Source organism: Streptomyces lichenis, assembly GCF_023218175.1.
Lineage (GTDB): Bacteria > Actinomycetota > Actinomycetes > Streptomycetales > Streptomycetaceae > Streptomyces > Streptomyces lichenis.
Genome location: NZ_JALPTH010000006.1, coordinates 219,523 through 244,697 on the forward strand (window position 1 = coordinate 219,523; position 25,175 = coordinate 244,697).

The following is a 25,175-nucleotide window of genomic DNA, read 5'->3' on the forward strand; positions in this document are numbered from 1 at the left end:
GACGACATCGGGCCGTCCACGGTCCGCGCGGCCCCGCGAACCGGCGGGGAGCGCGGCGGGCGGGCGGCCGGGGGAGTACGGGACCGGGGGCACTGCTCCGGGTCCCGCGATTGAGGTCGGCGCGGACATGAGGACGCTGTCCCGCCGGCGCGCCTTCGAACTTCCGGTGACCGTCATCCGGAGCGCCCCTGGCCGGTTCTCGCTCCTCGCCGGCGCGGCGCAGATATGTGGGCATACCACGTAGATCAAGCGAAGCCATTGTGGTGCTGCGTCATGAATGTAATGATCACGCCAGCTCCGGGGGGAGGAGTGCGAAGGCGTCGCCGGGGGGCTCTGCTCCTTCGCGCGTCGCGCTGGTTCTGCCTTGTCCTGGGCGCGTTCCGATGACCAGGAAACGGTGAACCGTGCAGATGAAAGTCCCGGTAAGACCAGGCCGCACCCGGCGCGGTGTGGCCAGACTGACGACGGCGACGGCGTTCGTCGCCGCGCTGTCGACGATGACGACCCTCGCCCATGCGGTACCCCAGGCCTCCCCGGCGCAGCGGGCTGCCGCGACGGCCCAGGCCGAGACGCCCGTCTACCCGCTCAAGGGCGAAGTCGCGCACTACGACTTCGAGTGGAGTGAACCGGAGTACACACCGACCGGGCTGGACCTGGACGGCGGACCGGAGGCCGCCCACCACAACGGCGCCTACGCCGGACCCCGGACCGACAACGAGGACATCTGGGGAGGTGGGTCCGGCGGCCGTACGCTACGGCTGGATGGCGTGGACGACTACCTCACCGTCCCGGTGCCCCTGGCCACGGATCAGTCCTTCACCGTTTCGGCGTGGCTGCGATCGGAGAAGCCCGGCAAGGCGTACACGGTCATCTCGCAGCCGGGCGACCAGGTCTCCGGCTTCGCGCTGAAGATCAACACTGACGGCAAGCCCTCCTTCGCGATGCCGAAGGAGGACACCGCGGCCACGGCCTGGGACACCGTCACCGGCACGGCTCCCGTGGCGACCTCCGACGACTGGACCCATCTCACGGGCGTCTTCGACGCGGCGGCCGGCCAGATCCGGTTGTATGTGAACGGAGCCCGGGTGGCCGTCGCGCCCCACCTCAAGGGTTGGCGGGCCAAAGGCGACATCGAGGTCGGCCGGGGCATGGCCGCGGGACAGCCGACCGGTTACTTTCCGGGCCGGATGGACGAGGTACGGGTCTGGAACCGTGCGCTGAACGATCTCCAGGCGTCCGGGGTGGCCATCCCGCAGTGGAAGGCGCGCGCCGACTACTGCACCACCGGCAACTGGTTGCACGCCGGCGGACCGAAGGTCAAGGCAGCCGCCGCACAGGGCCTGGTGGGCCCCGCGGTCAACGCCCGGCTGGCCGTGTACACCTGGGGCTTCGGCACGCTCGGCATCGCCCGCCGTGAGGACCAGGAGGACCTGCGGGTACTCGCCGCCGCCCATGAGACCCGTCAGACCGGCTGGGCCGGCGTCACCAAGCCGTTCGCCGTCCACAACGACGACTACATGACGTTCCTGCAGGCCCCCGACTACGCGCAGACGATGCTGCGGTTCCTGGGCGACGACGGGGCGAAGAACTTCGACGGGGTGCCGCCGACCAAGCCCTCCACGGCGTCGCTCGACCAGGCGATCGCCATCCTCAAACTGCGGAAGGAGGAGTCGAAGAACGAGTCGTTCGGCGGTATCTACGCCTTCACCTCGGAGGACGACCTCAGGAAGCTGTCGGCGTACGAGATCGCCCGGTTCATCCGCCTGGGCGGACTCCCCTCGGTCCGCCCGGAGACCGACTCCCTCGAACACCGCATGGAAGTCGAGGAGCTCAAGACCCAGTGGGCCGGCTGCGCGAGCGACGACCCCTACGACCCGTTCAAGAAGTTCGGCGACGTGGTGGAGACCGCGGACGCCGAATGGCAGGCGGAGCAGGCCGGCCAGGCCAAGCAGCGCGGTGACCTCGTGGCCGCCGAGATCCAGGCGTACAAGGACCTGCGCAAGGCGTCCGACGCCATGATCGAGGCGCAGGGCCAGGCCTTCATCGTCAGCCGCATGCTGGTCTTCCAGAAGTACTGGCAGGGCAAGCCGAAGACCGACCCGAGCTATCCCAAGGCCGCCGTCTTCACCAACGCCACCACCGCGATCGCCAACGCCAAGAAGGCGATCTCCGCCCAGCTGACGCTCGCCAAGAGCGCGGCCACCTCGGCTCAGACCCAGGCGGACAAGGCCGCCACGGCGCAGACCGACGCCGGGGCCATCGCGCTGGCCAACGGCACCCCGTACGGCCGAGGCCTCACCTACGCCCGGCAGTCCGCGCAGGTGGCCAAGGCCTCGGCCTCCGCCGCGCTGTCCTCGGCCAAGGCGATCGAGGCGACGCTGAACGCGGTCTCGGCCACCGCGGCCGACAGCAAGGCCCTCTACGCGCTGGGCGACACCCAGTCCCACGCCGCCCAGACGGCCTTCAAGCGCGCGGCCGCGGAAGAGGCCGCCGCGCAGGCGAAGGCCGCCGCCACCGGCGCCGAGCAGCAGGCCACCCAGGCCGCGCAGAACGCCGCGAAGGCCAAGGCGGCGCAGGCCAAGGCCGAAAGCGCCGAGCAGACCGCCAAACTGGCCGCTGCCGACGCGAAGGCCAAGCGCGCCGTCGCCGAGGCCGAGCGGGACAAGGCCAAGACCCAGAAGGACATTGCCGCCCGCGAGCGTGCCAAGGCAGCCGCGGCCGACCAGGAGGCACGGGCCCAGCGGGAGGCCGCCGGCCGGGCACTGGGCGCGGCCCAGGCGGCGGGAGCCACCGCCGCGACGAAGAAGGACGAGGCCCTGGCGGCCGAACGGCGAGCCAAGGAGGCCCGTGACGGCGCCCTGCGCGCCGAGAGCGACCGGGACGTGGCACTGGCGAAGCAGTGGGCGCTGGAGGCCAAGGCCGACGCCGACGAGGGTACGGCCGCGGCGGCCGCGTCGCGGACGGCCGCGGATCAGGCCCGTGCGGCGGCGAACGACGCCACCACGGCCGCGTCCAACGCCCGTGCCGCCGCCAACACGGCGACCACGGCCGCCGCCAACGCCCGTGAGGCCGCGACCAAGGCGGAAGCGGCGGCATCGAGGGCCCGAGCCGCCTCCGACGCCGCCCAGCGCGACGTGGCGATCACCACCGCCGCGGTGGCGAAGGCGCACTCGGCCGCGGCCGACGCGATCGCCTCCTCCGACGCGGCGGCACAGAACGTGCGCGCGGCCAAGGCGCTCGCCGACACCGCAAAGGCCAAGGCCGCCGAGGCCAAGGCCAACGCGGACATGGCCCACATCGAGGCCGTCGCCACCGCGGCCGCCGCCGCACGCACCGCGGGGTACGCCTACGCCGCCTCGCAGGCGGCCGACGCCGCCCGGGACGCCGCCGTGGCGGCCGTCGCGGCGGCGAACACCGCCATCTCGCTGGGCACCCCGTTCCGTGAGACCGACTCCTCGGCCGGCCTGGCCGTACTGGTGGGTCAGACGGCGAAGACACTGGCCGAGCAGCAGGCCGCCGTAGCCAAGGCCAGGGCGGACGAGGCGGCCAAGGCCGCCGCGACGGCCAAGGCGCTCGCGGCCAAGGCCTCCGCCGACGACAAGGCCGCGGCCACCGCCGCCTCCCAGGCCGCGGACGCCGCCGTGAGGGCCGCCGCGTCCGTGGCGAAGGCCCGCGCCTCCGCCGCCGAGGCGGCCGCCGCCGTCAAGGCGACGCTCAAGGCCGAGGCCAACACCATCGAGTACAACCGGCAGGCCGTCAGCGATGCCTCGGCGGCAGCCGACGCGGCGTCCACCGCCACCGGTTACGCGACCGAGGCCCGCAACTCGGCGGACGCCGCCGAACTGGACGCGGCCTCGGCACGCGGCGCGGCCACGGCGGCCGAGGCCGACGCGGCCAACGCACGCGGGGTCGCCGACCAGGCCGAACGCGACGCCACGGCCGCCGAGGCGTCCGCCGCCCGAGCTCAGGACCTGGCTCGCGAGGCGCAGGAGGCCGCCGTCCGCACGGAGAAGGCCAAGGAACGGGAGACCGTGACCAAGGGCGGTGCCACCGGCATCGGCCAGATGTTCACCAAGCAGAAGATCGAGCACATCGGGGAGCCGACGCCGCAGAACGACTGCGTACTGGACATCGGCTTCGAAGGCTGCACGGTGAAGTACAAGCTGCGCTTCAACGTCACCGTCGACTTCTACCTGTGCGCGGACGAGGACGCCGGCGCCGACGTCACCGCCGCGACCTGCCCGGCGGACTCCATCGTGTGGCTCGGAAGCGAGAAGCACGAGAACCAGACGGCGTACGTCGACAAGTACTTCAGCCGCCTCGAAATCACGATGATCTTCGACAAGATGGTGCTGCAAACCCTGTGGCACATGCTCGTCGACGACTTCGTCGAGTGCTCGAAGGGCAGTGTGAGCGGTTGCCTCTGGGCAGCCAGCAACTTCGTACCGGGCAAGAAGATCGCCGACGCGGTGGACGCGGTACGCGCCCTCGACGCGGCGATGAAGACCGGGGTGGGCGTCGGCGACGCCTACCGGGCCCTGAAGAACCTGGACCTCGACCCGGCGGTCCTCGCCAACCTGGAGCGTCAGGCCGACACGGCGGAGGACCTGTTCACCTCCTGCGCCAGGAACAGCTTCCCCGCCGACACCCAGGTGCTGATGGCGGACGGGACACACCGGGCGATCAGTTCCGTGCGAGTCGGTGACCGGGTGCTCGCGACCGACCCCGCCGACGGGGAACGGAGGGCGCAGCGGGTCACGGCGACCTTCCGCCATGACACCGACCGCCTGGTCACCGTCTCGTTCCGCCCCGGTGAATCCCTCACCAGCACCGCCGGACACAAGATCTACGTCGTCGGAGAGGGCTGGACGCTCGTCTCGGACCTGCGGCCGGGCGACCGGCTGCGCGGTCCCGACGGGGCGGAGCGCACGGTGAGCGGCCTGCGTGACCGCTCGGGCCTGACACCGCGCCTGGTGTTCGACCTGACGGTGGACGACCTGCACACGTTCTATGTGAGCACGCGGGGTTCGCGCAGCCGGGACGTCCTCGTCCACAACTGCATGAGCCTCTCCGACGAGGCGGCCCTGCCCGCCAGCGGGGCGCACACGTTGAGCAAACACGTCCAGCCCGACGCGGCCAGGGCGTTCGAGATCGCTGCCGATACGGGCAGGCCGAACACCGTGTGGACCAACGCGGACATAGCCCAGCAGGCGGTGGACCGGGTGGTGTCGGACTACTTCTACCCCAGAGGTGTCCGCAGCAACTCGGCCTTCGCCAAATTGGAGAGCTGGCGGCGCACCGCGGGTCCGGGCGACTACTTCGACATCGCGGGGAAGTGGGACGCCTATCCGTCGCTGGGCAAGACGTACCATCCTGACGGCCGCACCATCACGACAGCCGGCAACCAGGTGACGGTCCTCCTCAAGAAGTGGTCCCACAAGGGACGCGGTGGCTTCGTCGTGTACACCGCCTATCCGCAATGAGAGCAACCTGAGAGCAGCCATGACAGCGCACCGATCGGACTGGGACTTCGGTCTCAGCCGGCTGACGAAGTTCTTCGCCGGGCCGTGGTCCCACGAGCGGACCGTCGAGGAGACCATCGCGGACGCGGCCGCCGGGCACACCGACGAGCCGCCCGGAGCGGCGGCCTCGGTGATCCTGGCGGACGCGGTCCGCCTGGAGGAGTCGTCCCTGCCCACCGAGGTGATCGCCACGCTGTGGGCGGTGGCCTCGGACGGTGGGTACGATCTCGCCTACTTCGGGGTCGACGCACGGGACTGGCTGCGCCGGGTGGCGGCGGTCTGCGCCGGTGCCGGGCGATCGGAGCGGACCGGTGGCGCCTCGCTGCCAACCGTCGAGCCGGTCACCGTGTCCGGAGAGTCGGTGCGCGCCGTCGTGGAGGCCATCAGGTCGGCGGCGCCCGCCTTGGAGGCCAAGGCCGCCACGTACCACGGCCAACCGGCCGGCGAGGTGGTCCGCGGCCTGGAGCTGGTCGCCACCCAGGTCGATCCCGACCTCGGCTTCCGGCTCTTCCTGCGGGTGCTCGGCGCCTGCCGGGTGCCGATCTCGCAGGGCCAGTACGACCGGTACGAGAGCCTGGGGTCGGCGTTCGGCTACGGCCGCTTCCATGTCTCCGACGTGGAGTACCTGACCCGGTACTAGAGAACCGTGCCGAGCACGGTACGACGGAGAAGGACGGCGCCCCGGGGGACTCACCCCCGGGGCGCCGTCCTTCGTCCGCCGCCTCGGCCCGCAGGCGTGTGGCTGTGAGCCAGTTCACGGGCCCTGCCGCCCCGGGAGCTCCTCCGTCCAGTTACGCTACGACCCGTAGCGAAAGCCCGGTGCTTCTGTACGAAGACCTGTACGGGCTCTGCGCGACAACCACGCACGTCCGGGGTGGGGACCCCGGTGCACGGCCCGGGTGGGGACCCCGAGCCATATGAAGGACGGCGGCGTCGGCCACCGGTCGTGGCCCACCGGCTGCGGCTTACCGGTTACGCGCGCGGAGGGGGGAGGATGTACCCATGCAGCCTAGGAACATGTCCATGAGCGGCGTTGTCGACCTCGCCGCGGTGAAGGCGGCCGGAGAGGCCAAGGCCAAGGCCGAGCAGGCCCGCGCCGATGCCGCCCGGCAGGGCGGTACGCCGGCGGTCTCGCCCTCCGCCCTGGTGATCGACGTCGATGAGGCCGGCTTCGAGCGCGACGTCCTCCAGCGCTCCACCGAGGTGCCCGTCGTCATCGACTTCTGGGCCGAGTGGTGCCAGCCCTGCAAGCAGCTCAGCCCGGTGCTGGAGCGGCTCGCCACCGAGTACAGCGGCCGCTTCGTGCTGGCCAAGATCGACGTCGACGCCAACCAGCTGCTGATGCAGCAGTTCGGCGTCCAGGGCATCCCCGCCGTGTTCGCGGTGGTCGCCGGGCAGGCGCTGCCGCTCTTCCAGGGTGCGGCGCCGGAGGCCCAGATCCGCCAGACGCTGGACCAGCTGGTGCAGGTCGCCGAGGAGCGCTTCGGCCTCACCGGTATCGCGGTGGACGGCGAGGCGGTGCCCGGCGAGCAGCCGGCCGCCCCGGTCCAGCCGGCCGGCCCGTACGACGCCCTGCTGGAGGCGGCGGTCCAGGCGCTGGACGCGGGCGACTTCGCCGGTGCCGTCCAGGCGTACAAGAACGTGCTGGTCGACGACCCGACCAACTCCGAGGCCACCCTCGGCCTGGCCCAGGCCGAGCTGCTGGGCCGGGTGGGCGGACTGGACGCCCAGGCGGTGCGCACGGCCGCCGCCGACGACCCGTCCGACGTCCGCGCCCAGCTGGAGGCGGCCGACCTGGACCTGGTCGGCGGGCATGTGGAGGACGCCTTCGGCCGCCTGGTGGAGACCGTGCGCCGGACCGCGGGCGACGACCGCAACACGGCCCGGCTGCGGCTGCTGGAGCTGTTCGAGGTGGTCGGCGCCGACGACCCGCGGGTGGTCAAGGCTCGCGGCGCCCTCGCCCGGGTGCTCTTCTGACCGAGCCGAGCCGGGCAGCCGACGTCTCGGCATGAGCGCCAGCGCCCGGCACACGTCGGTATGAGTGCCTGGTTTGCCGGGCGCCCGACGGGACACTCGCCTGACGCGCGATCGACGGCCCGCCCGCTGAGCGTTTTGGCGACACAGTGACAAATCGCGGCCGCGCTTTACCAAAACTTGGTAAACGCGGCCGCTGTTACTTGCAGTAAATGAACGCCGCGTTAATGTCCGGCTTTCTCCCCACATTTCCTTCTTCGCCGAACCGGCCGGTAACACCCTGTGTGTCCGGTCGACGCCGGTCTGTCGCGGCCCGGTTATCTGGCCGTTACTAGCCAGTAACGAACCCCTTGTGCGGCGGCGGCGAATGGACCACGATCGGCCACGCTCGGTCCGATTCCGCACCAGCCCGGCAAACCAGCCGCGCCGGTCGGACGAGGGTCCCCACCGAGCCGGCCGGCGATCACAACGCCGGCCGCGGACAGGGGGGTTCCTGCCCAGCCGGCAGGGCCTGTCCACCCCAGGGCCGCGTCGACGCGCGGCCAGTGGTTGTCGCTCGGGGGTGATCGCCGGTGGTTCGGACGCACGTCGCGCCTGCCCGTACGGCGCTCTCCTTCCCGAGGACGTAGCACTTCTCCCATCTGAAGGACGGGGCCTGACGCCCCTTCCGGAGATGTACGTCCGAGAAGGAGGAATCCTATGAAGTCCCAGGTTCGCGGTGGGACCAGATGGAAGCGGTTCGCCGTGGTGATGGTGCCGAGCGTGGCCGCCGCGGCCGCGGTGGGCATCGGCCTGGCCCAGGGAGCGCTGGCGGCGTCGTTCGCCATCTCCGGCCAGGAGTTCAAGGTCAAGGCCGACTCGCTGGTGGGCGATGACTTCGTCCAGTACGGCAGCTACGCCGAGGGCAAGAACCTCAAGGGTGAGGACTTCGCCGCACCGGTGGCCGTGTCGGGCTTCACGCACGCCACGATCTCCAACATGTGCCAGTCGGTGGTCACGCCCAACGTGCCGCTGGTCGGCACCATCACGCTGCGCCTGACGGCGGGCACCGGTAAGGACAAGGTCGTCGCCGACGACATCTACCTGGATGTCTCGGACCTCAAGGCCGACGCCAAGTTCGACAACATCGACATCGGTGTGGCCGCGGGCAAGACGAAGAAGCCGGGCATCCAGCCCGGTACCAAGGCCAACCCCTTCGGGTTCGCCCAGCAGGCCAAGAAGGCGACGCTGAGCAATGTGGAGCAGAAGGCATGGGCCACCACGGCCGCCTCCTTCAAGCTCCCGGACCTCTCCCTGAAGCTCCTCCGCGGCAGCGGTGAGGGCAAGGAGTGCTTCGTCGACTAGCAGCGACCGAGCGGGTGGGGTGCCGGATCACCGTGCGTCCCGCCCGCCCGGGCTTCGCTCACCCTCTTTCTGCACCACCGCTTCCAGGGAGCTGTTTTCCATGAGCGCCGAGTCCACTGGTTCCCGCGGATTCACCCACTGGCGGCTTCGCTTCTGTGCGTGGCGGGGCAACCGGCCGTTCTGGGGCGGGCTGTTCACCATGTTCGGCGGAGTGCCGATCGCCTACCTCCCCTACGCCGACATGCGGCTCGGGAACATGACCCTCGCCATGCAGACCACGGCGGGGGCGGGTTCGCTGATCATCGGCGTGCTGTTGATCACCTTGGGTCTGACCATGTGGTTCCAGCCCAACACCCGTGTGTTCGCGGGTATCGCGGCGATCATCCTGGGCCTGGTGTCCCTGCCGATGTCCAACATCGGCGGATTCCTGATCGGCTTCCTCTTCTCGCTGATCGGAGGAGCCCTGTCCGTTTCCTGGGCACCGGGCGTACCGGCGGAGGAACTGCCCGCAGGCGAGCCGCTGTCCGATGACGACGACGCGGTAGCCGAGCGGCCCCGCACCGACGACGAGCTGTCGGCCGTGGCCGCCCCCACCAACACCACCGACGCCCATGGCGGGAGGAACAGTGCGGGGTGACGAGAACCAGCCCGCGACGAGAAGGAGGCCGCGCCACGCGGCTCCGCGGAAGTCGCTGCTGAGCAAGCTCCAGGCGCCGGCCGGCAAGGCGATGGCCCTGGCGGCGATGCCCACCGCCGTACTCGTGGGGTTCGGCCTCACGCCCAAGCTGGCGATGGCCGACGACAAGGACATCCCCTTCGCGCCGGGCCCCTGTGTGACCCGCTCCGACGAGCCGGAGGCGTCCGAGTCCCCGTCCCCGTCCGCCTCGGAGTCGCAGTCCCCCAAGCCCTCCGACACCGCCTCTCCTTCACCCTCACCCGAGCCCTCGGAGAGCGAGAGCGCGGCGCAGAAGCCCGCGGAGGACACCGCCAGGCCCGGCAAGGCGGACGAGAAGCCCACCCCCGCCGAGAGCCCCTCCGCGGACGAGTCGGCCAAGGAGCCCGACGGCAAGGGTGAGCAGGGCGCGACCGAGCCCGACAAGGCCCCGTCCCCCGAGCCCACCGAGTCGGAGTCCCGCCACCCGCTGGACCCGCTGGGCGTGGGCAACGCTCTGGAGGACCTCTTCGGCGGCATCGGCGGCAAGGACAAGGCCGAGCCGACCAAGACCCCGTCGAGCGACACCCCCTCGCCCTCGGAGTCCTCCACCAAGCCGAGCGAGAAGCCCGACAAGTCCCCCGAGAAGCCCGAGGACAAGCCCGCCGAGGAGGCCTCGAAGGACAGGGGCGACGAGGAGGACACGGCCGCCGACAAGACCAAGCAGGCGATCAAGGACGCCGCCGAGAAGGCCGGCGCCGAGACCGAGGAACTGCCCGAGGACGCCAAGGGACTCGACCCCACGAAGGACGAGGACATACCCGACGGCGCCAAGCCGCGCTTCCCCTGCCCGACCGCCGACCCGGAGGCACTGGCCGCCGCCGAGCTGGAGCCGGGCATCCCGCTGCTGCCGGACGACCCCTGGCGCCTGGAGAGTACGAAGCTCACCCTCACCGGCCTGGACTACCACGGCATCGTGGAGGTCAAGACCTACAGCGGCAAGATCAAGAAGGCGCTGAAGTTCACCGCCGACTACGTGGGCATCAAGGACCTGCACCAGCTCACGGTCCACTCCGAGGGGCACACCGGCCATGTGAAGTCCACCCCCGGCAAGACGTCCACCATTGAGGGCGGCACCGTGACGATGTACACGGAGAAGCTGAAGGGCAACCTCTTCGGGCTGATCCCGGTCACCTTCAGCCCCGAGACCCCGCCCCCGCTCAACGTCCCCCTGGCTATCTTCACCGACGTGGAGGTCGTCCAGGCCGGCCAGTTCGGCGGCAATCTCACCGTGCCGGGACTGCGGAACTACGTCGACGGCTGACCAGGGGCCGAGTCCACGGCGTACGCACAGGAGAGGTGCCCCACCGGAAGCGGTGGGGCACCTTTCTGCTCGCCTGGAACCGGACGGGGACGGCTTCGTCGTGGGCGGCAATCCGCCCTGGCCACCTGGGTTCCCCGTCCAGTCGGGGCAGGTCGACTAGTCGGCCGCCGTTGCCGCAGGCGCCCGCCCGCCAGGTCAGGCTCCGTGCGCGGTCAGGACGTAGCCCTCGGGGCCCTCGAAGGAGAAGAAGGGGCCGAAGGGGCCGTCGTTGACGGGGGTCAGGATGCGGATCCCGGCCGCGGTGAGCTGGTCGTGCAGGGCGGTGGCGTCGGGGGTGGAGAACCAGAGGGCGACGCCGAGGCCGGGGCGGCCGGCGTCCAGGTCGGTTCCGGGTAGCGGCTCGCGCACCGCGAGGGGGCAGGGCTTGGTGTCGAAGACGACCGCGCCGGGCGGGGAGGCGGGGGTGCGGCGGAGGCCGAGGTGCTGCTCGCAGAACTCGGCGGCGGCCTCCAGGTCGCGGACCTGCAGGGCGATGAAGTCCGGGCCGTCGATACCGATGGACATGGGGTCCCTCCTTGGAGATACATGTCAGGGTGTTGACATCTCCGACGGTACGGCCAGTCATCCTGGGTGTCAAAATGTGGACATGCGAGATGCTCCGCACGTCGAACCGCCCCACCCGGCCGCAGACGTCCTCGAACACGTGGGCTACCGGCTCAAGCAGGCGCATGCCGCGCTGCGCGGCGCCATGGACACCGCGCTGCGCGAGCACGGCCTGACCGTGCCCCAGTACTCCTGTCTGGAGGTGCTGGCCGCCCGACCGGGCCTGTCCAACTCGGAGCTGGCCCGCGCCACCTTCGTCACCCGGCAGTCCATGAACGTCGTCCTGCGCGGGTTGCAGGGCGAAGGGCTGCTCACCCGGCCGGACGCGGCCGCCACCGGTCGCTCGCGGCCCACCACCCTCACCGAGGAGGGGGTGCGGCGGCTGCGGGCTGCGCAGGCCGATGTGTACGCGATCGAGAGCCGGATGGTCGCCGTGCTCCCGCCGGGCCGGCTGGACGCGCTGCTGGAGGACTTCGGGCGGATCACGCGGGCGCTTCAGGCCGAGTAGCCGTCGGTCTGGCCCGTGAGGGACCGTGGCCTCCCCGCCGGGGAAGCGGGGAGGCCGCCGCCGTCGGCGTCAGCCCAGCGACTCCCGGGCGGTGCGCCGGATCCGTTTGGTGCGGCCCGCGTCGGCGAGGGCGCTCAGCACCTCCGGGTGCCGTACCTCGGTGGCGGCGCGCAGCTGGAGCCAGTCGCTCCAGTCGGACACGTCGGTCACCTGTACGGGAGTCCCGGCGCGGAGGGCTTCCAGGGTGGCCAGCTCGCGGGCCCGGCGCTCGCTGAAGGCGCGTACCGCGGGCGGCAGCGCGGCCACCCAGGTGTCCCGTTCGGGGCGCGGAAGCCGCTCCAGTGCCTCGCCGACCACCCCCGAGGCGAGGGCGCCGTCCGGTTCCGCGCGGACGGCGGCCGGCAGGAGGGGGCGGGCCGTCTCCGAGCGGAGCGCGGCGCGGTACAGCTCCCAGCGGGCATGGCCGTCGTCCAGGCCGGGCGGGAGGGGGGTTCCGAGCTCCTGGGCCAGGTCTCGTAGGGCCTGCCGCAGTTCCGGGGTGCACGGGGGGACAGGGGTGACGGCGTCCGCCATCGGCCTTCTGCCTCCCCGCGGCGATGTGAACGTGTTCGCCGGCCCTGATGGTATGACCGGACAGGCCGGTGCCCCGGTCCCGTACGCGAGGTCGTACCGGACCGGGGCACCACCCCATCACTGCAAGGGGTCAGGCCTGCTTCTCGCCGCCCAGGTGGTGCACCCGCACCATGTTGGTGGTGCCGGGGACGCCGGGGGGCGAGCCGGCGGTGATGACCATGGTGTCGCCCTGGTTGTAGCGCTGGAGCTTCAGCAGCTCGGCGTCGACCAGGTCGACCATGGCGTCGGTGTTGTCGACGTGGGGGACGACGAAGGACTCCACGCCCCAGCTCAGGGCGAGCTGGTTGCGGGTGGCCTCCTCGGTGGTGAAGGCCAGGATCGGCTGGCCCGCGCGGTAGCGGGAGAGGCGGCGGGCGGTGTCGCCGGACTTGGTGAAGGCGATCAGCGCCTTGCCGTCCAGGAAGTCGGCGATCTCGGCGGCGGCGCGGGCGACCGAGCCGCCCTGGGTGCGCGGCTTCTTGCCGGGGACCAGGGGCTGGAGGCCCTTGGAGAGCAGCTCCTCCTCGGCCGCGGAGACGATCTTGGACATCGTCTTGACGGTCTCGATCGGGTAGGCGCCCACCGAGGACTCGGCGGAGAGCATCACCGCGTCGGCGCCGTCCAGGATGGCGTTGGCGACGTCGGAGGCCTCGGCGCGGGTCGGCCGAGAGTTGGTGATCATCGACTCCATCATCTGGGTCGCCACGATCACCGGCTTGGCGTTGCGGCGGCACAGCTCGATCAGCCGCTTCTGCACCATCGGGACCTTCTCCAGCGGGTACTCCACCGCCAGGTCGCCGCGGGCCACCATCACCCCGTCGAAGGCCATGACCACGTCCGCCATGTTCTCGACGGCCTGCGGCTTCTCCACCTTGGCGATGACCGGGACCCGGCGGCCCTCCTCGTCCATCACCTTGTGCACGTCCTTGACGTCACTGGCGTCCCGCACGAAGGAGAGGGCGACCAGGTCGCAGCCCATCCGCAGGGCGAACCGCAGGTCGTCCACGTCCTTCTCGGACAGCGCCGGGACGTTCACCGCCGCGCCGGGCAGGTTGATGCCCTTGTGGTCGGAGACGACGCCGCCCTCCACGACGATCGTCTTCACCCGCGGGCCCTCGACCTCGACCACCCGCAGCTCGACGTTGCCGTCGTTGATCAGCACCTGGTCGCCCTTGGAGACGTCCCCCGGCAGACCCTTGTACGTGGTGCCGCAGACCGACTTGTCGCCGGGGACGTCCTCGGTGGTGATGGTGAACTCGTCACCGCGCACCAGCTCGACCGGGCCCTCGGCGAAGGTCTCCAGGCGGATCTTCGGACCCTGGAGGTCCGCCAGCACGCCCACCGCGCGGCCGGTGTCCTCGGCGGCCTGCCGGACGCGGTGGTACCGCTCCTCGTGCTCAGCGTGGGATCCGTGGCTCATGTTGAAGCGGGCCACGTTCATACCGGCCTCGATGAGCGCTTTCAGCTGCTCGTACGAGTCGACGGCGGGGCCCAGTGTGCAGACGATTTTGGAACGGCGCATAAGGCGGATCCTATCGGTTTGTTTCAGCGCGGAATATTCCGTCTAGCGGAATGTACAAATGGGCGTGAGGTCGCTCACTCGTGCCCTCTTCCCTTTATCCGGTTCTGCTGATGCTGCTGTCCGCCGCCCGGGGAACTCACTCCTTGCCGTGCCGGGCGCCTCGGTCCCGGAGGTCGCCGCCGCCGCGCACCAGGGCGTAGCTCTGCCGGGCGATCTCCAGCTCCTCGTCGGTCGGCACCACGGCCACCGCGACCCGCGCGTACTCCGGGGAGATCAGCCGCGGCTCGCCCGAGCGCACCGCGTTCAGCCCCGCGTCCACCGCCAGCCCCAGCTCCTCCAGGCCCTCCACCGCGGCCGCCCGCACCTCCGCCGCGTTCTCCCCGACCCCGGCGGTGAACACCACCGCGTCCACCCGCCCCAGCACCGCGTAGTAGGCACCGATGTACTTCTTCAGCCGGTGGATGTAGACGTCGAAAGCGAGCCGCGCCCGCTCGTCGCCCTCGTCGATCCGCCGCCGGATCTCCCGCATGTCGTTGTCGCCGCAGAGCCCGACCAGGCCGCTCTTCTTGTTCAGAAGGGCGTCGATCTCCTGGTTGGACATTCCCGCGTTGCGCTCCAGGTGGAAGACGACCGCCGGGTCCAGGTCGCCGGAGCGGGTGCCCATCACCAGCCCCTCCAGCGGGGTCAGCCCCATCGAGGTGTCCAGGCACCGGCCGCCCGCCACCGCCGAGGCCGAGGCGCCGTTGCCCAGGTGCAGCACGATCACGTTGACCTCGGCGGGGTCCCGGTTCAGCAGCTTCGCGGTACGGGCCGAGACATACGCGTGCGAGGTGCCGTGGAAGCCGTAGCGCCGGATCCGGTGCGCGTCCGCGGTCTCGGTGTCGATCGCGTACCGGGCCGCGTACTCCGGCATCGTGGTGTGGAAGGCGGTGTCGAAGACCGCCACCTGCGGCAGGTCCGGCCGCAGCGCCATCGCGGTACGGATCCCGGTGATGTTCGCCGGGTTGTGCAGCGGCGCCACCGGCACCAGCCGCTCGATCTCGGCCAGCACCTCGTCGGTGACCACGGTCGGCTCGGAGAACTTCAGCCCGCCGTGCACCACCCGGTGGCCGATCGCCGCCAGCTCGGGGGAGTCCAGGCCCACCCCGTCCGCCGACAGCTCCTCGGCGACCGCCTTCAGTGCCGCCTCATGGTCGGGCACCTGCGCGGTCCGCTCCCGCTTCTCCCCGGCGTCCGGCCCCAGCGGGGTGTGCGCGATCCGCGAGGAGCCCTCCCCGATCCGCTCCACCAGTCCGGCCGCCAGCCGGGTGCCGTCGCCCATGTCGAGCAGCTGATACTTCAGCGAGGAGGAGCCGGAGTTGAGGACGAGGACGCGGGTGGGGGAGGAGGGTGAGTCAGTCACGGTTCGGTGGCCTTCTGGTACGGGGGCGGGGGTGCCGTTCTCTGAGGTCGGGGCGCTCATGAGGCGGCCTGGGACTGGATCGCGGTGATGGCGACCGTGTTGACGATGTCGCTCACCAGCGCGCCCCGCGAGAGGTCGTTGACCGGCTTGCGCAGACCCTGGAGGACCGGCCCGACCGCCACCGCCCCGGCCGAACGCTGCACGGCCTTGTAGGTGTTGTTGCCGGTGTTGAGGTCCGGGAAGATCAGCACCGTGGCCCGCCCGGCCACCTCCGAGTCCGGCAGCTTGGTCGCCGCCACCGAGGGCTCCACCGCCGCGTCGTACTGGATCGGGCCCTCGATCCGCAGCTCCGGGTGGGCGGCGCGCACCAGCTCGGTCGCCTCGCGCACCTTGTCCACGTCCGCGCCGGTGCCGGAGGTGCCGGTGGAGTACGAGAGCATCGCGATCCGCGGCTCCACCCCGAAGCGCGCCGCGGTGGCCGCCGACTGCACCGCGATGTCGGCCAGCTGCTCGGCGTTCGGGTCCGGGTTGACCGCGCAGTCGCCGTACACCAGCACCTCGTCGGCCAGGCACATGAAGAAGACCGAGGAGACGATGGAGGCCCCCGGCTTGGTCTTGATGATCTCGAAGGCGGGGCGGATGGTGGCCGCCGTGGAGTGCACCGAGCCCGACACCATCCCGTCGGCCAGGCCCTCCTGCACCATCAGGGTGCCGAAGTAGTTGACGTCCGAGACCACGTCGTACGCCAGCTCCACCGAGACCCCGCGGTGGGCGCGCAGCTCCGCGTACCGCTCGGCGAAGCGCTGGCGCAGCTCGGAGGTGGCCGGGTCGATGATCTGGGTGGCGCCCAGGTCGATCCCGAGGTCCGCGGCCTTCTTGCGGACCGCCTCCACCGGGCCGAGCAGGGTCAGATCGCACACCGCCCGGCGCACCAGGACGTCGGCCGCGCGCAGCACCCGCTCCTCGGTGCCCTCCGGCAGCACCACCCGGCGGCGGTCCGCCCGGGCCTGCTCCAGCAGGGTGTGCTCGAACATCATCGGGGTCACCCGGCCGCTGCTGGCCACCGAGAACCGTTTCAGCAGCGCCCCGGTGTCCACATGCCGCTCGAACAACCCGAGCGCGGTCTCCGCCTTGCGCGGGGTGGCCGCGTTCAGCTTGCCCTCCAGCGAGAACAGCTCGGCGGCGGTCGGGAAGCTGGTGCCGCTCACCGACAGCACCGGGGTGCCCGGCGCCAGCCGCGCGGCCAGCGTCAGCACCTCGGCGGGCGGCCGTTCGTCCAGGGTGAGCAGCACCCCCGCGATGGGCGGCGTACCGGCCGAGTGCGCGGCGAGCGCCCCGACCACCAGATCGGCCCGGTCGCCGGGGGTGACCACCAGGCAGCCCGGGGTCAGCGCGTTGAGGAAGTTCGGCAGCATCGCGCCGCCGAAGACGAAGTGCAGCGCGTCCCGGGCCAGCCCCGAGTCGTCGCCGAGCACGATCTCGGCGCCCAGATGGTGGGCGATCTGCGAGACGGTCGGCGCGGAGAGCGCGGGCTCGTCCGGCAGTACGTAGCTGGGCACCGGCAGCTGCGACTCCAGCCGCTCGGCGATCGCGGCCCGGTCGGCGGCGGCCACCCGGTTGGCGACCATGGCGATGACGTCGCAGCCCAGGCTCTCGTACGCGCGGAAGGCGTTGCGGGTCTCGGCCCGCACCGACTCCGCGCTCTGCCCCTTGCCGCCGACCACGGCTATCACCGCGGCGCCGAACTCGTTGGCCAGCCGGGCGTTGAGCGCCAGCTCTTCGGGCAGCTGGGTGCCGGCGAAGTCGGTGCCGAGGACCAGCACCACCTCGTACTCCCGCGCCACCCGGTGGAACCGATCCACCAGCGTGGACACCAGCTCGTCGATGCCCCGCTCGGCCTGGAGCGCGGTGGCCTCGTGGTAGTCCATCCCGTAGACGGTGGCCGGGTCCTGGGACAGCCGGTAGCGCACCCGCAGCAGGTCGAACAGCCGGTCCGGCCCGTCGTGCACCAGCGGCCGGAACACCCCCACCCGGTCCACTTGGCGGGTCAGGAGCTCCATGACTCCCAGCTCCACGACCTGGCGGCCGTCCCCGCGGTCGATCCCGGTCACGTACACGCTGCGCGCCACGCAAGCTCTCCCGTCGCGTCTCTCGATGCGCCTCCCGAAGCGCTCCGGCGGACCCGGGTACCCGGGGGCCCGGCCGGCTACCCCGGGCCCCGGCCGGTGCCCGGCGGCACCCGGTCACCGGACGCCCGGAAGGACGCCGTACGCGGCCTGCGGAGGCTTCGGAGGGCAAATACCCCCTTGACAATACCCCTGGCGCTGAGTAGGGCGCGCCCTGGCCAGGGCGGTCGCCGGGGCCCCGCCGGGCGGCCGGACACGGGGGTCCGGGGGCACGGCCCGCCCGCCCGCCGTGGGACAATTCGGGGAGGCCCGTACGTTCCCCAACCGAGGCCGTACGCGCCCGCGATCCCTGTGTTCCTACTGATCATCCCCACCCGATCCCTACCCAGCGGGAGAGACGCACGATGCGCATCGGAGTCCTCACGGCAGGCGGCGACTGCCCCGGTCTGAACGCGGTGATCCGGTCGGTCGTGCACCGCGCCATGACCGGCCACGGCGACGAGGTCATCGGCTTCGAGGACGGGTTCAAGGGGCTGCTGGACGGCCACTACCGGCCGCTGGACCTCAACGCGGTCAGCGGCATCCTGGTGCGCGGCGGCACCATCCTCGGCTCCGCCCGGCTGGAGCGGGCCCGGCTGCGCGAGGCCGCGGAGAACTGCGACGAGCTGCAGAAGCGGTACGGGATCGACGTGCTGATCCCGATCGGCGGCGAGGGCACGCTGACCGCCGCCCGGATGCTCTCGGAGGCCGGGATGCCGGTCGTCGGGGTGCCGAAGACCATCGACAACGACATCTCCGCCACCGACCGGACCTTCGGCTTCGACACCGCGGTGATGGTGGCCACCGAGGCCATAGACCGGCTGAAGACCACGGCCGAGTCCCACCAGCGGGTGATGGTCGTCGAGGTCATGGGGCGGCACGCCGGCTGGATCGCCCTGGAGTCCGGGATGGCGGGCGGCGCGCACGGCATCTGCCTGCCCGAGCGGCCCTTTCAGGTGGACGACCTGGTCAAGATGGTGGAGGAGCGCTTCTCCCGCGGCAAGAAGTTCGCGGTCATCTGCGTCGCCGAGGGCGCGCACCCGGCCAGCGGCTCGATGGAGTACGAGAAGGGCGCCATCGACCAGTTCGGCCACGAGCGCTTCCAGGGCATCGGCAACCGGCTGGCCAAGGAGCTGGAGCGGCGCCTCGGCAAGGAGGCCCGCCCGGTGATCCTCGGCCACGTCCAGCGCGGCGGCACTCCCACCGCGTACGACCGCGTCCTCGCCACCCGCTTCGGCTGGCACGCCGTGGAGGCGGCGCACCGGGGCGAGTTCGGCAAGATGACGGCACTGCGCGGCACCGACGTCGTCATGGCCCCGCTGGCACACGCGGTGACCCGGCTGAAGACGGTGCCGGAGGACCGGATGTACGAGGCCGAGTCGGTCTTCTGAGGGGTCGCGCGGGCGCGACGGGGGACGGGATAGCGCGGGCGGGACGGCGGTGGGGCCTGCGGGCTTGCCGGGCTGGGGCTTGCGGGGCGGCGGGCTCGTGCCTGGGGACTTGCGCGGCCCGTATCTGTGGGCTGGCGGGGCTTGGGCCTGCGGAGCTAGGGCGTGCGGGCTTGCGGGGCCAGGGCGTGTGGGGCGACGGGCCTGGGCCTGTGGGCTTGCGGGGCCAGGGCGCGCGGGCTTGCGGGGTCCGGGCGTGCGGGATGACAGGGCCGTGCCTGCGGGCTTGCGGGGTTTGGGCGTGCGGGGCGGCGGGCCCGTGCCGGTGGCTTGGGGCCGTGCGGGTGGGCTTTGCGGGGTCCGGGCGTGTGGGGGTTCGCAGGGGTCGGTTGCCGGTCCGTGGGGTTTCGTCGCGGGGTGCGCGTGTCCGCGGGGGCCGGTCTGGCTTCCGGCCGTGCCTCGTCGCGCGGGCGCGATGGGGGGGGCGGGCCCCTCGTGGTGGGGCGTGCGTGTTCGCGGGGCCGGCTTTCGGTCCGTGGTTGGTCGGTCGAGGCCGTCTTTCCGTGTCCGTACGCCGGGGGTCCCGTTCCGGGTGTCCGCAAGGCGGTGACCGGCCCGTTTCCGGTGGCCGAATCGGCGCGTTCCCCTCTTGAGCGCGGCCCGCCCCGGTCGCAGGCTGTGCCGGACGGGGGCGGAGGCTGAAGGGGCGGGCGGATGGCCGGTGGACGAGCGGACGGGTGCGGCCCCGGGCAGGGCCCCGAGGCCGGGGAGCCCGGTCGAAGCCACCCCTCCGCCGCGGACTCCGGCGACCAGGAGGAACTGATTCCGGAGGATCGACCGGGGCCGGTCGTCTGGGACCTCTCCGACCTCCCACTCCGGCCGCCGGACCAGGACCAGGACGTGGACCGGGTGCCCGGGATCCCGCCGGAGCCCGGCCGGTGGGACACCGTGCTGATACCGGTGCTGGCCGTGGTCGCGCTGCTGATAGCCGTCACCACCGTCGTGCTGTACGTCCTGGGGGACGCGGCCGGTCATCCGGTGCCCCCGGAGAGCCCGGTGCCGTCCGCGCCCCTCCCCGGATCACATCCGCGCGTGCTCCCAGAAGTGGTCCACCACCCGGGCCAGATACTCGCGGCCGGCCTCGCCGCCGCTGCCACCGGTCACGTCCGAGCCCCAGCTGTTGGTCGACACCATCCGCGCCTGGTAGTCGGCGTGCAGCCGCTGGAGCACCTCCTCCAGCCGGTGGCGGGGGATCGGCAGCAGCTTGGCGATCGGTTTCACATAGGCCTGCCAGCGGGTGGTCGCCGCGCTGCGTAGCAGGTCGGAGAGCTCCTCGGAGCGGCCGGTGGCCTCCAGCAGCTCGCGCGGCCCGAGCGACAGGGCTTCGGCGAGCGCGGCGGTCTGGCGTTCGGTGCCGCGCCAGCGGCCGGTCTCCTCCACCCGGAGGTATGCCTTGAGGTCCATGCCCAGCCGGCGCGCCAGGTCCGCGGGGGCGACCGCGCGGGCGATCCGGTGCTCCCGCAGGGTGGTCGCGGCGGCCAGCAGTTCGCCCGGTGAACACCACAGCACTCCGGCGAGGGCGCTGAGTTCCCGGGCGTCGGGCGAGGCGTGGCCGCGCTCCCAGGCGATCACGGTCTCGGGCGCGACACCGAGTCCGTACTGCGCCCGAAGCCCGTACGCCACATGCGCGGGAGCCATACCCAGCGCCTCGCGCAGCCGACGCGCGGCGAGGGCGTTGAACGGTGGTGAAGGTGGGGAGGGGTGCACGCGCACACGGTAGGAGCGCACGGTGACAGCTGGCTACGGTGTGTTCACCCAAGGCCGGAAGTCGTAGGAACGTCCAGAACGCCCCACCTGTCGCCTACCTGTCGGTAATCCACCGGCTCGTTCGAACCAGCGCGGACGCCGGAAAGAGGTCTCCCTCATGGCCGTGGGGTGCCGCTGACCCAGCGGTACTGGAACTCCGGGCGGCCCACCTGCCCGTACTGGGGGCTGCGGTCGGCGCGGCCGGCGTCGACCAGGTGCTCCAGATAGCGGCGGGCCGTGATGCGGGAGATGCCGACGGCGGCGCCGGCCTCGGCGGCGGTCATCCCGGTGTCCGAGGCGCGCAGGGCGCCGGTCACCGCGGTGAGGGTCGGGGCGCTCAGCCCCTTGGGCAGGGCGGCCGGCCGCGGGGTGCGCAGGGCGGCCAGCGCCCGGTCCACCTCCTCCTGACCGGAGGCCTCCCCGGCGGCGGCCCGGAACTCGGCGTACCGCACCAGCCGGTCCCGCAGGGTGGCGAAGGTGAAGGGCTTCAGCACGTACTGGACCACCCCGAGCGAGACGCCCTCCCGGACCACGGACAGGTCGCGGGCCGAGGTGACGGCGATGACATCGGCGTGGTGCCCGGCCGCCCGCAGCGAGCGGAGCAGGTGCAGCCCGTGGCCGTCGGGCAGGTAGAGGTCCAGCAGGATCAGATCCACGGGGGTCCGCTCCAGCAGCCGGGCCGCGGTGGCCCGCGAGTGGGCGGTGCCGACGACGGAGAAGCCCGGCACCCGCCCGGCGTACAGCGCGTGCGCGTCGGCGGCCACCGGGTCGTCCTCGACCACCAGCACCCGGATGGGCCCCGGCGCCTGGGTACCGGTCATGGGCGGGCCTCCGGGGAGGGGGCGCTCGGGGCGGCGGCCGCCTCGGGGGTCCGCAGCGGCAGCCGTACGGTGAACCGCGCGCCGGAGCCCGTACCCGTACGCGTACCGGAGCCCGACCTGGTACCGGTGTCCGCGCCCAGCTCGATGGTGCCGCCGCCGCGGTGTACGGCCTGGCGGACCAGGGCGAGGCCGAGGCCGCGGCCGGCGCCCCGGGTGGACCAGCCGCGCTCGAAGACCGCGTCCCGGTCGCCGGGGCCGATGCCCGGGCCGGTGTCGGCGACGCTGAGCAGCAGCTCGTCCGCGTCGGCGCGGGCGGTCACCGTCACCCGGGAGCCGGCCTCGGAGCGCCCCGCCGCCTCCAGCGCGTTGTCCACCAGATTGCCCAGGATGGTCACCAGGTCCCGGGACGGCAGGGTCGGCGGCAGCAGGCCGTCGTCGATGCGGCTGTCCTCGGTCAGCACGAACTCCACGCCCCGCTCGTTGGCCTCCGCCGCCTTGCCCAGCAGCAGCGCCGCGAGCACCGGCTCGCCGACCGCGTCCACCACCCGGTCGGTGAGCGCCTGGGCCAGCTCCAGCTCCGCCGTGGCGAACTCCACCGCCTCCTGCACCCGGCCCAGCTCGATCAGCGAGACCACGGTGTGCAGCCGGTTCGCCGCCTCGTGCGCCTGCGAGCGCAGCGCCTGGGTGAAGCCGCGCTCCGAGTCCAGCTCCCCGGAGAGCGCCTGCAACTCGGTGTGGTCCCGCAGCGTCACCACCGTGCCGCGCCGCTCACCGCCGACCACCGGCCGGGTGGAGACCACCAGCAGCCGGTCGGCGGTCAGATGCAGCTCGTCCACCCGCGGCCCGCCGCTCAGCAGCGCCCCGGTGAGCGAGGCCGGCAGCCCCAGCTCGTCCACCCGGGCCCCGACCACCTCCCGGCCGGCCAGCCCCAGCAGCTCCCACGCCCCGTCGTTGACCAGCGCGATCCGGCGCTGCCCGTCCAGCATCACCAGCCCCTCGCGCACCGCGTGCAACGCGGCCTCGTGGTAGTCGTGCATCCGGCTCAGCTCGCCCGCGTTCATCCCATGGGTGTGCCGCCGCAGCCGGGCGTTGATGACATACGTGCCGAGGCCGCCGAGCGCGAGGGCGGCGCCCGCCATCCCGAGCAGCGCGGTCAGCTGGCCCCGGATCTGCGCGCTGATCCGCTCGATGGTGATGCCCGCGCTGACCAGGCCCACCACCCCCTGCCCGTCGTACACCGGCACCAGGGTCCGCACCGAGGGGCCGAGGGTGCCGGGGTAGGTCTCCGAGGACGTCCGCCCCTGCCGCGCCTGCTCGATATGACCGAGGTAGGGGCGGCCGATCTGCGCGGGGTCCGGGTGCGTCCAGCGGATGCCGTCCGGCGACATGATCGTCACGAAGTCGACCCCCTCCTGCCCGGTCAGCGACACCGCGTACCGCTGGAGCGCGGCGGTCGGCTCGCCGGAGCGGATCGCCGCCACCACGGCCGGGGAGCGGGCCACCGCGGTCGCGGTGGCGGTCGCCTGGCGGCGCGCGGTCTCCTCGGCCTGCCCGCGGTCGGTGAGGTACGCGAAGACCGCGCAACCCGCGACGATCGCGGCCACCAGCACCACCTGCATGGCGAACAGCTGGCCGGCCAGGCTGCGCGGCGGGCGGCGGCCGGTGCCTCGGCGGAGGGGGCGAAGGGAAAGGTGCATAGCGCAGACGGGAGAGGAGGAGTACGGGCGGCGTGAACGAAACGTACGCAACGGTGACCGGCCGCACAAGGTGAGAGATGGTCTCCGGGATCCACCGGGACGTGGAGCGACTCATCCGTAGGAGGACCCCGTGGCCGCACGACGGGACCGTACCCACTATCTCTATCTGGCCGTCATCGCGGCGGTGGTCCTCGGCATCGCCGTGGGCTTCCTCGCCCCCGGGGTGGCGGTGGAGCTCAAGCCGCTGGGCACCGGCTTCGTGAACCTGATCAAGATGATGATCTCACCGATCATCTTCTGCACGATCGTGCTGGGCGTCGGCTCGGTCCGCAAGGCCGCCAAGGTCGGCGCGGTCGGCGGTCTGGCCCTCGGCTACTTCATGGTCATGTCCACGGTGGCGCTGGCCATCGGCCTGGTGGTGGGCAACCTGCTGGAGCCGGGCGCCGGCCTGAAGCTGACCGACGAGGCCGCGAAGGTGGGCGAGCAGCAGGCGGCGGGCGCCAGCGAGGGCACGGTGGACTTCCTGCTCGGGGTGATCCCCAAGACCATCGTCTCGGCGTTCACCGAGGGCGAGGTGCTCCAGACCCTGCTGGTCGCGCTGCTCGCGGGCTTCGCACTCCAGGCGATGGGCCGCTCCGGTGAGCCGGTGCTGCGCGGGATCGGGCACATCCAGCGGCTGGTCTTCCGCATCCTCGCCATGATCATGTGGGCCGCGCCGGTGGGCGCGTTCGGCGCGATCGCGGCGGTGGTCGGGGAGACCGGCGTGGACGCCCTGAAGTCGCTGGCCATCATCATGATCGGCTTCTATGCCACCTGCGCGATCTTCGTCTTCCTGGTGCTCGGCACGCTGCTGCGGCTGGTGGCGGGCATCAGCGTCATCGCGCTGCTGAAGTACCTGGGGCGGGAGTTCCTGCTGATCCTCTCCACCTCCTCGTCCGAGTCGGCGCTGCCGCGGCTGATCGCGAAGATGGAGCACATGGGCGTCAGCAAGCCCGTGGTCGGCATCACCGTCCCGACCGGCTACTCCTTCAACCTGGACGGCACCGCGATCTATCTGACCATGGCCTCGCTCTTCGTGGCCGAGGCGATGGGCGACCCGCTCTCGGTCGGCGAGCAGATCTCGCTGCTGGTCTTCATGGTCATCGCCTCCAAGGGCGCGGCGGGCGTCACCGGCGCCGGGCTCGCCACCCTGGCCGGCGGCCTCCAGTCGCACAAGCCGGCCCTGGTGGACGGGGTGGGCCTGATCGTCGGCATCGACCGCTTCATGAGCGAGGCCCGCGCGCTGACCAACTTCGCGGGCAACGCGGTGGCCACGGTGCTGGTCGGCACCTGGACCAAGGAGATCGACAAGGAGCGCGCCGCCGAGGTGCTGGCCGGCCGGGTGCCCTTCGACGAGCGCACCCTGATGGACGAACACGGCGACACACCCCACACGGCCCCCGCCCCCGACGATGAGGGCGGCACCCCCGACCGCCGAGAGCCGGCCAAGGTCTGACCCCGGCGGGGGAGCTGGCCGGAGCCCGACGCCACCCGGCGGGGTACGGCCCCGGGGCCCGACGCCGCCCGGCGGGGGTCCGGCCGGGGTCCGACGCCACCTTGCGGTTCTACGGCCCCGGGGCCTGACGCCACCTCTCGGGGGTACGGCCCCGGGGCCCGACGCCGCCCGGCGGGGGCGACCCCGAGGCTCGACGCCGCCTCGCCGGGGTACGGGCCCGGGCCCGACGCCACCTCGCCGGGGTACGGCCCCGAGGCCCGACGCCGCCCGGCGGGGGTCCGGCCGGGGCTCGACGCCACCTCTCGGGGGTACGGCCCCGAGGGTTGCGGCCGCCGGGCTG

Annotated in this window: 17 protein-coding genes; 9 read left to right on the plus strand and 8 right to left on the minus strand. The window is 72.3% G+C overall.

Annotated elements, in window-relative coordinates:
• The first annotated feature begins 449 nt into the window (after positions 1-449).
• From M1O15_RS08940 to M1O15_RS08965, 6 genes are all read left to right on the plus strand, one after another.
• On the plus strand, positions 450-5,483 hold the full coding sequence (locus M1O15_RS08940; RefSeq protein ID WP_248632729.1) for a LamG-like jellyroll fold domain-containing protein: 5,034 nt from the start codon (positions 450-452) through the stop codon (positions 5,481-5,483).
• 19 nt (positions 5,484-5,502) lie between these two features.
• Complete coding sequence (locus M1O15_RS08945) at positions 5,503-6,162, plus strand: hypothetical protein (protein WP_248632730.1); 660 nt, start codon at positions 5,503-5,505, stop codon at positions 6,160-6,162.
• Positions 6,163-6,524: 362 nt separating this feature from the next.
• Positions 6,525-7,499 (plus strand): tetratricopeptide repeat protein, encoded by a 975-nt coding sequence (locus M1O15_RS08950; RefSeq protein WP_248632731.1) that lies wholly within the window; start codon positions 6,525-6,527, stop codon positions 7,497-7,499.
• Positions 7,500-8,195: 696 nt separating this feature from the next.
• On the plus strand, positions 8,196-8,840 hold the full coding sequence (locus tag M1O15_RS08955) for a DUF6230 family protein (RefSeq protein ID WP_248632732.1): 645 nt from the start codon (positions 8,196-8,198) through the stop codon (positions 8,838-8,840).
• Between the two features lie 100 nt (positions 8,841-8,940).
• Positions 8,941-9,477 carry a DUF6114 domain-containing protein gene (locus M1O15_RS08960; RefSeq protein ID WP_248632733.1) on the plus strand — a complete coding sequence of 179 codons (537 nt, stop codon included), beginning with the start codon at positions 8,941-8,943 and terminating at the stop codon, positions 9,475-9,477.
• Positions 9,467-10,816 carry a prolipoprotein diacylglyceryl transferase gene (locus M1O15_RS08965; RefSeq protein ID WP_372499409.1) on the plus strand — a complete coding sequence of 450 codons (1,350 nt, stop codon included), beginning with the start codon at positions 9,467-9,469 and terminating at the stop codon, positions 10,814-10,816. Before M1O15_RS08960 ends, M1O15_RS08965 begins: the two co-directional genes overlap by 11 nt.
• Before the next feature lie 195 nt (positions 10,817-11,011).
• On the opposite strand, the gene M1O15_RS08970 is transcribed toward M1O15_RS08965, so the two are convergent.
• Complete coding sequence (locus tag M1O15_RS08970; protein WP_248632735.1) at positions 11,012-11,380, minus strand: VOC family protein; 369 nt, start codon at positions 11,378-11,380, stop codon at positions 11,012-11,014.
• A gap of 82 nt (positions 11,381-11,462) precedes the next feature.
• Between M1O15_RS08970 and M1O15_RS08975 the strand changes: the two genes are divergently transcribed.
• Positions 11,463-11,927: a MarR family winged helix-turn-helix transcriptional regulator gene (locus M1O15_RS08975; protein WP_248632736.1), complete on the plus strand. Its 465-nt coding sequence runs from the start codon at positions 11,463-11,465 to the stop codon at positions 11,925-11,927.
• A 69-nt stretch (positions 11,928-11,996) separates the two neighbouring features.
• On the opposite strand, the gene M1O15_RS08980 is transcribed toward M1O15_RS08975, so the two are convergent.
• From M1O15_RS08980 to pta, 4 genes are all read right to left on the minus strand, one after another.
• Positions 11,997-12,500 carry a hypothetical protein gene (locus M1O15_RS08980; RefSeq protein ID WP_248632737.1) on the minus strand — a complete coding sequence of 168 codons (504 nt, stop codon included), beginning with the start codon at positions 12,498-12,500 and terminating at the stop codon, positions 11,997-11,999.
• Between the two features lie 130 nt (positions 12,501-12,630).
• Complete coding sequence (pyk, locus tag M1O15_RS08985; protein WP_248632738.1) at positions 12,631-14,061, minus strand: pyruvate kinase; 1,431 nt, start codon at positions 14,059-14,061, stop codon at positions 12,631-12,633.
• A 136-nt stretch (positions 14,062-14,197) separates the two neighbouring features.
• A complete protein-coding gene (locus M1O15_RS08990) occupies positions 14,198-15,463 on the minus strand; it encodes an acetate kinase (protein WP_248632739.1) in 1,266 nt (421 codons plus the stop codon).
• A gap of 56 nt (positions 15,464-15,519) precedes the next feature.
• Positions 15,520-17,592: a phosphate acetyltransferase gene (gene pta / locus M1O15_RS08995; RefSeq protein ID WP_248632740.1), complete on the minus strand. Its 2,073-nt coding sequence runs from the start codon at positions 17,590-17,592 to the stop codon at positions 15,520-15,522.
• 401 nt (positions 17,593-17,993) lie between these two features.
• On the opposite strand from pta, the gene M1O15_RS09000 reads away from it, so the two are divergent.
• Complete coding sequence (locus tag M1O15_RS09000) at positions 17,994-19,019, plus strand: ATP-dependent 6-phosphofructokinase (protein WP_248632741.1); 1,026 nt, start codon at positions 17,994-17,996, stop codon at positions 19,017-19,019.
• Positions 19,020-20,096: 1,077 nt separating this feature from the next.
• On the opposite strand, the gene M1O15_RS09005 is transcribed toward M1O15_RS09000, so the two are convergent.
• The 3 genes from M1O15_RS09005 to M1O15_RS09015 all read right to left on the minus strand — a co-directional run bounded on the left by M1O15_RS09005 (position 20,097) and on the right by M1O15_RS09015 (position 23,340).
• A complete protein-coding gene (locus tag M1O15_RS09005) occupies positions 20,097-20,783 on the minus strand; it encodes a helix-turn-helix domain-containing protein (protein ID WP_248632742.1) in 687 nt (228 codons plus the stop codon).
• A gap of 155 nt (positions 20,784-20,938) precedes the next feature.
• Complete coding sequence (locus tag M1O15_RS09010; protein ID WP_248632743.1) at positions 20,939-21,643, minus strand: response regulator; 705 nt, start codon at positions 21,641-21,643, stop codon at positions 20,939-20,941.
• Positions 21,640-23,340, minus strand: coding sequence for a sensor histidine kinase (locus M1O15_RS09015; protein ID WP_248632744.1), 1,701 nt, complete (start codon positions 23,338-23,340; stop codon positions 21,640-21,642). Before M1O15_RS09015 ends, M1O15_RS09010 begins: the two co-directional genes overlap by 4 nt.
• 130 nt (positions 23,341-23,470) lie before the next feature.
• Here M1O15_RS09015 and M1O15_RS09020 point away from each other — a divergent pair, with 130 nt between their 5' ends.
• Entirely contained in the window at positions 23,471-24,835 is a 1,365-nt protein-coding gene (locus M1O15_RS09020) for a cation:dicarboxylate symporter family transporter (protein ID WP_248632745.1), read from the plus strand.
• Positions 24,836-25,175: the final 340 nt, after the last annotated feature.

Bases quoted from the DNA above. Each gene is read 5' to 3' on its own strand.
- M1O15_RS08945 (WP_248632730.1), top strand. From the start codon at position 5,503: ATGACAGCGCACCGATCGGACTGGGACTTCGGTCTCAGCCGGCTGACG.
- M1O15_RS08950 (WP_248632731.1), top strand. From the start codon at position 6,525: ATGCAGCCTAGGAACATGTCCATGAGCGGCGTTGTCGACCTCGCCGCG.
- M1O15_RS08955 (WP_248632732.1), top strand. From the start codon at position 8,196: ATGAAGTCCCAGGTTCGCGGTGGGACCAGATGGAAGCGGTTCGCCGTG.
- M1O15_RS08960 (WP_248632733.1), top strand. From the start codon at position 8,941: ATGAGCGCCGAGTCCACTGGTTCCCGCGGATTCACCCACTGGCGGCTT.
- M1O15_RS08970 (WP_248632735.1), bottom strand. From the start codon at position 11,380: ATGTCCATCGGTATCGACGGCCCGGACTTCATCGCCCTGCAGGTCCGC.
- M1O15_RS08975 (WP_248632736.1), top strand. From the start codon at position 11,463: ATGCGAGATGCTCCGCACGTCGAACCGCCCCACCCGGCCGCAGACGTC.
- M1O15_RS08980 (WP_248632737.1), bottom strand. From the start codon at position 12,500: ATGGCGGACGCCGTCACCCCTGTCCCCCCGTGCACCCCGGAACTGCGG.
- pyk (WP_248632738.1), bottom strand. From the start codon at position 14,061: ATGCGCCGTTCCAAAATCGTCTGCACACTGGGCCCCGCCGTCGACTCG.
- M1O15_RS09000 (WP_248632741.1), top strand. From the start codon at position 17,994: ATGCGCATCGGAGTCCTCACGGCAGGCGGCGACTGCCCCGGTCTGAAC.
- M1O15_RS09010 (WP_248632743.1), bottom strand. From the start codon at position 21,643: ATGACCGGTACCCAGGCGCCGGGGCCCATCCGGGTGCTGGTGGTCGAG.
- M1O15_RS09015 (WP_248632744.1), bottom strand. From the start codon at position 23,340: ATGCACCTTTCCCTTCGCCCCCTCCGCCGAGGCACCGGCCGCCGCCCG.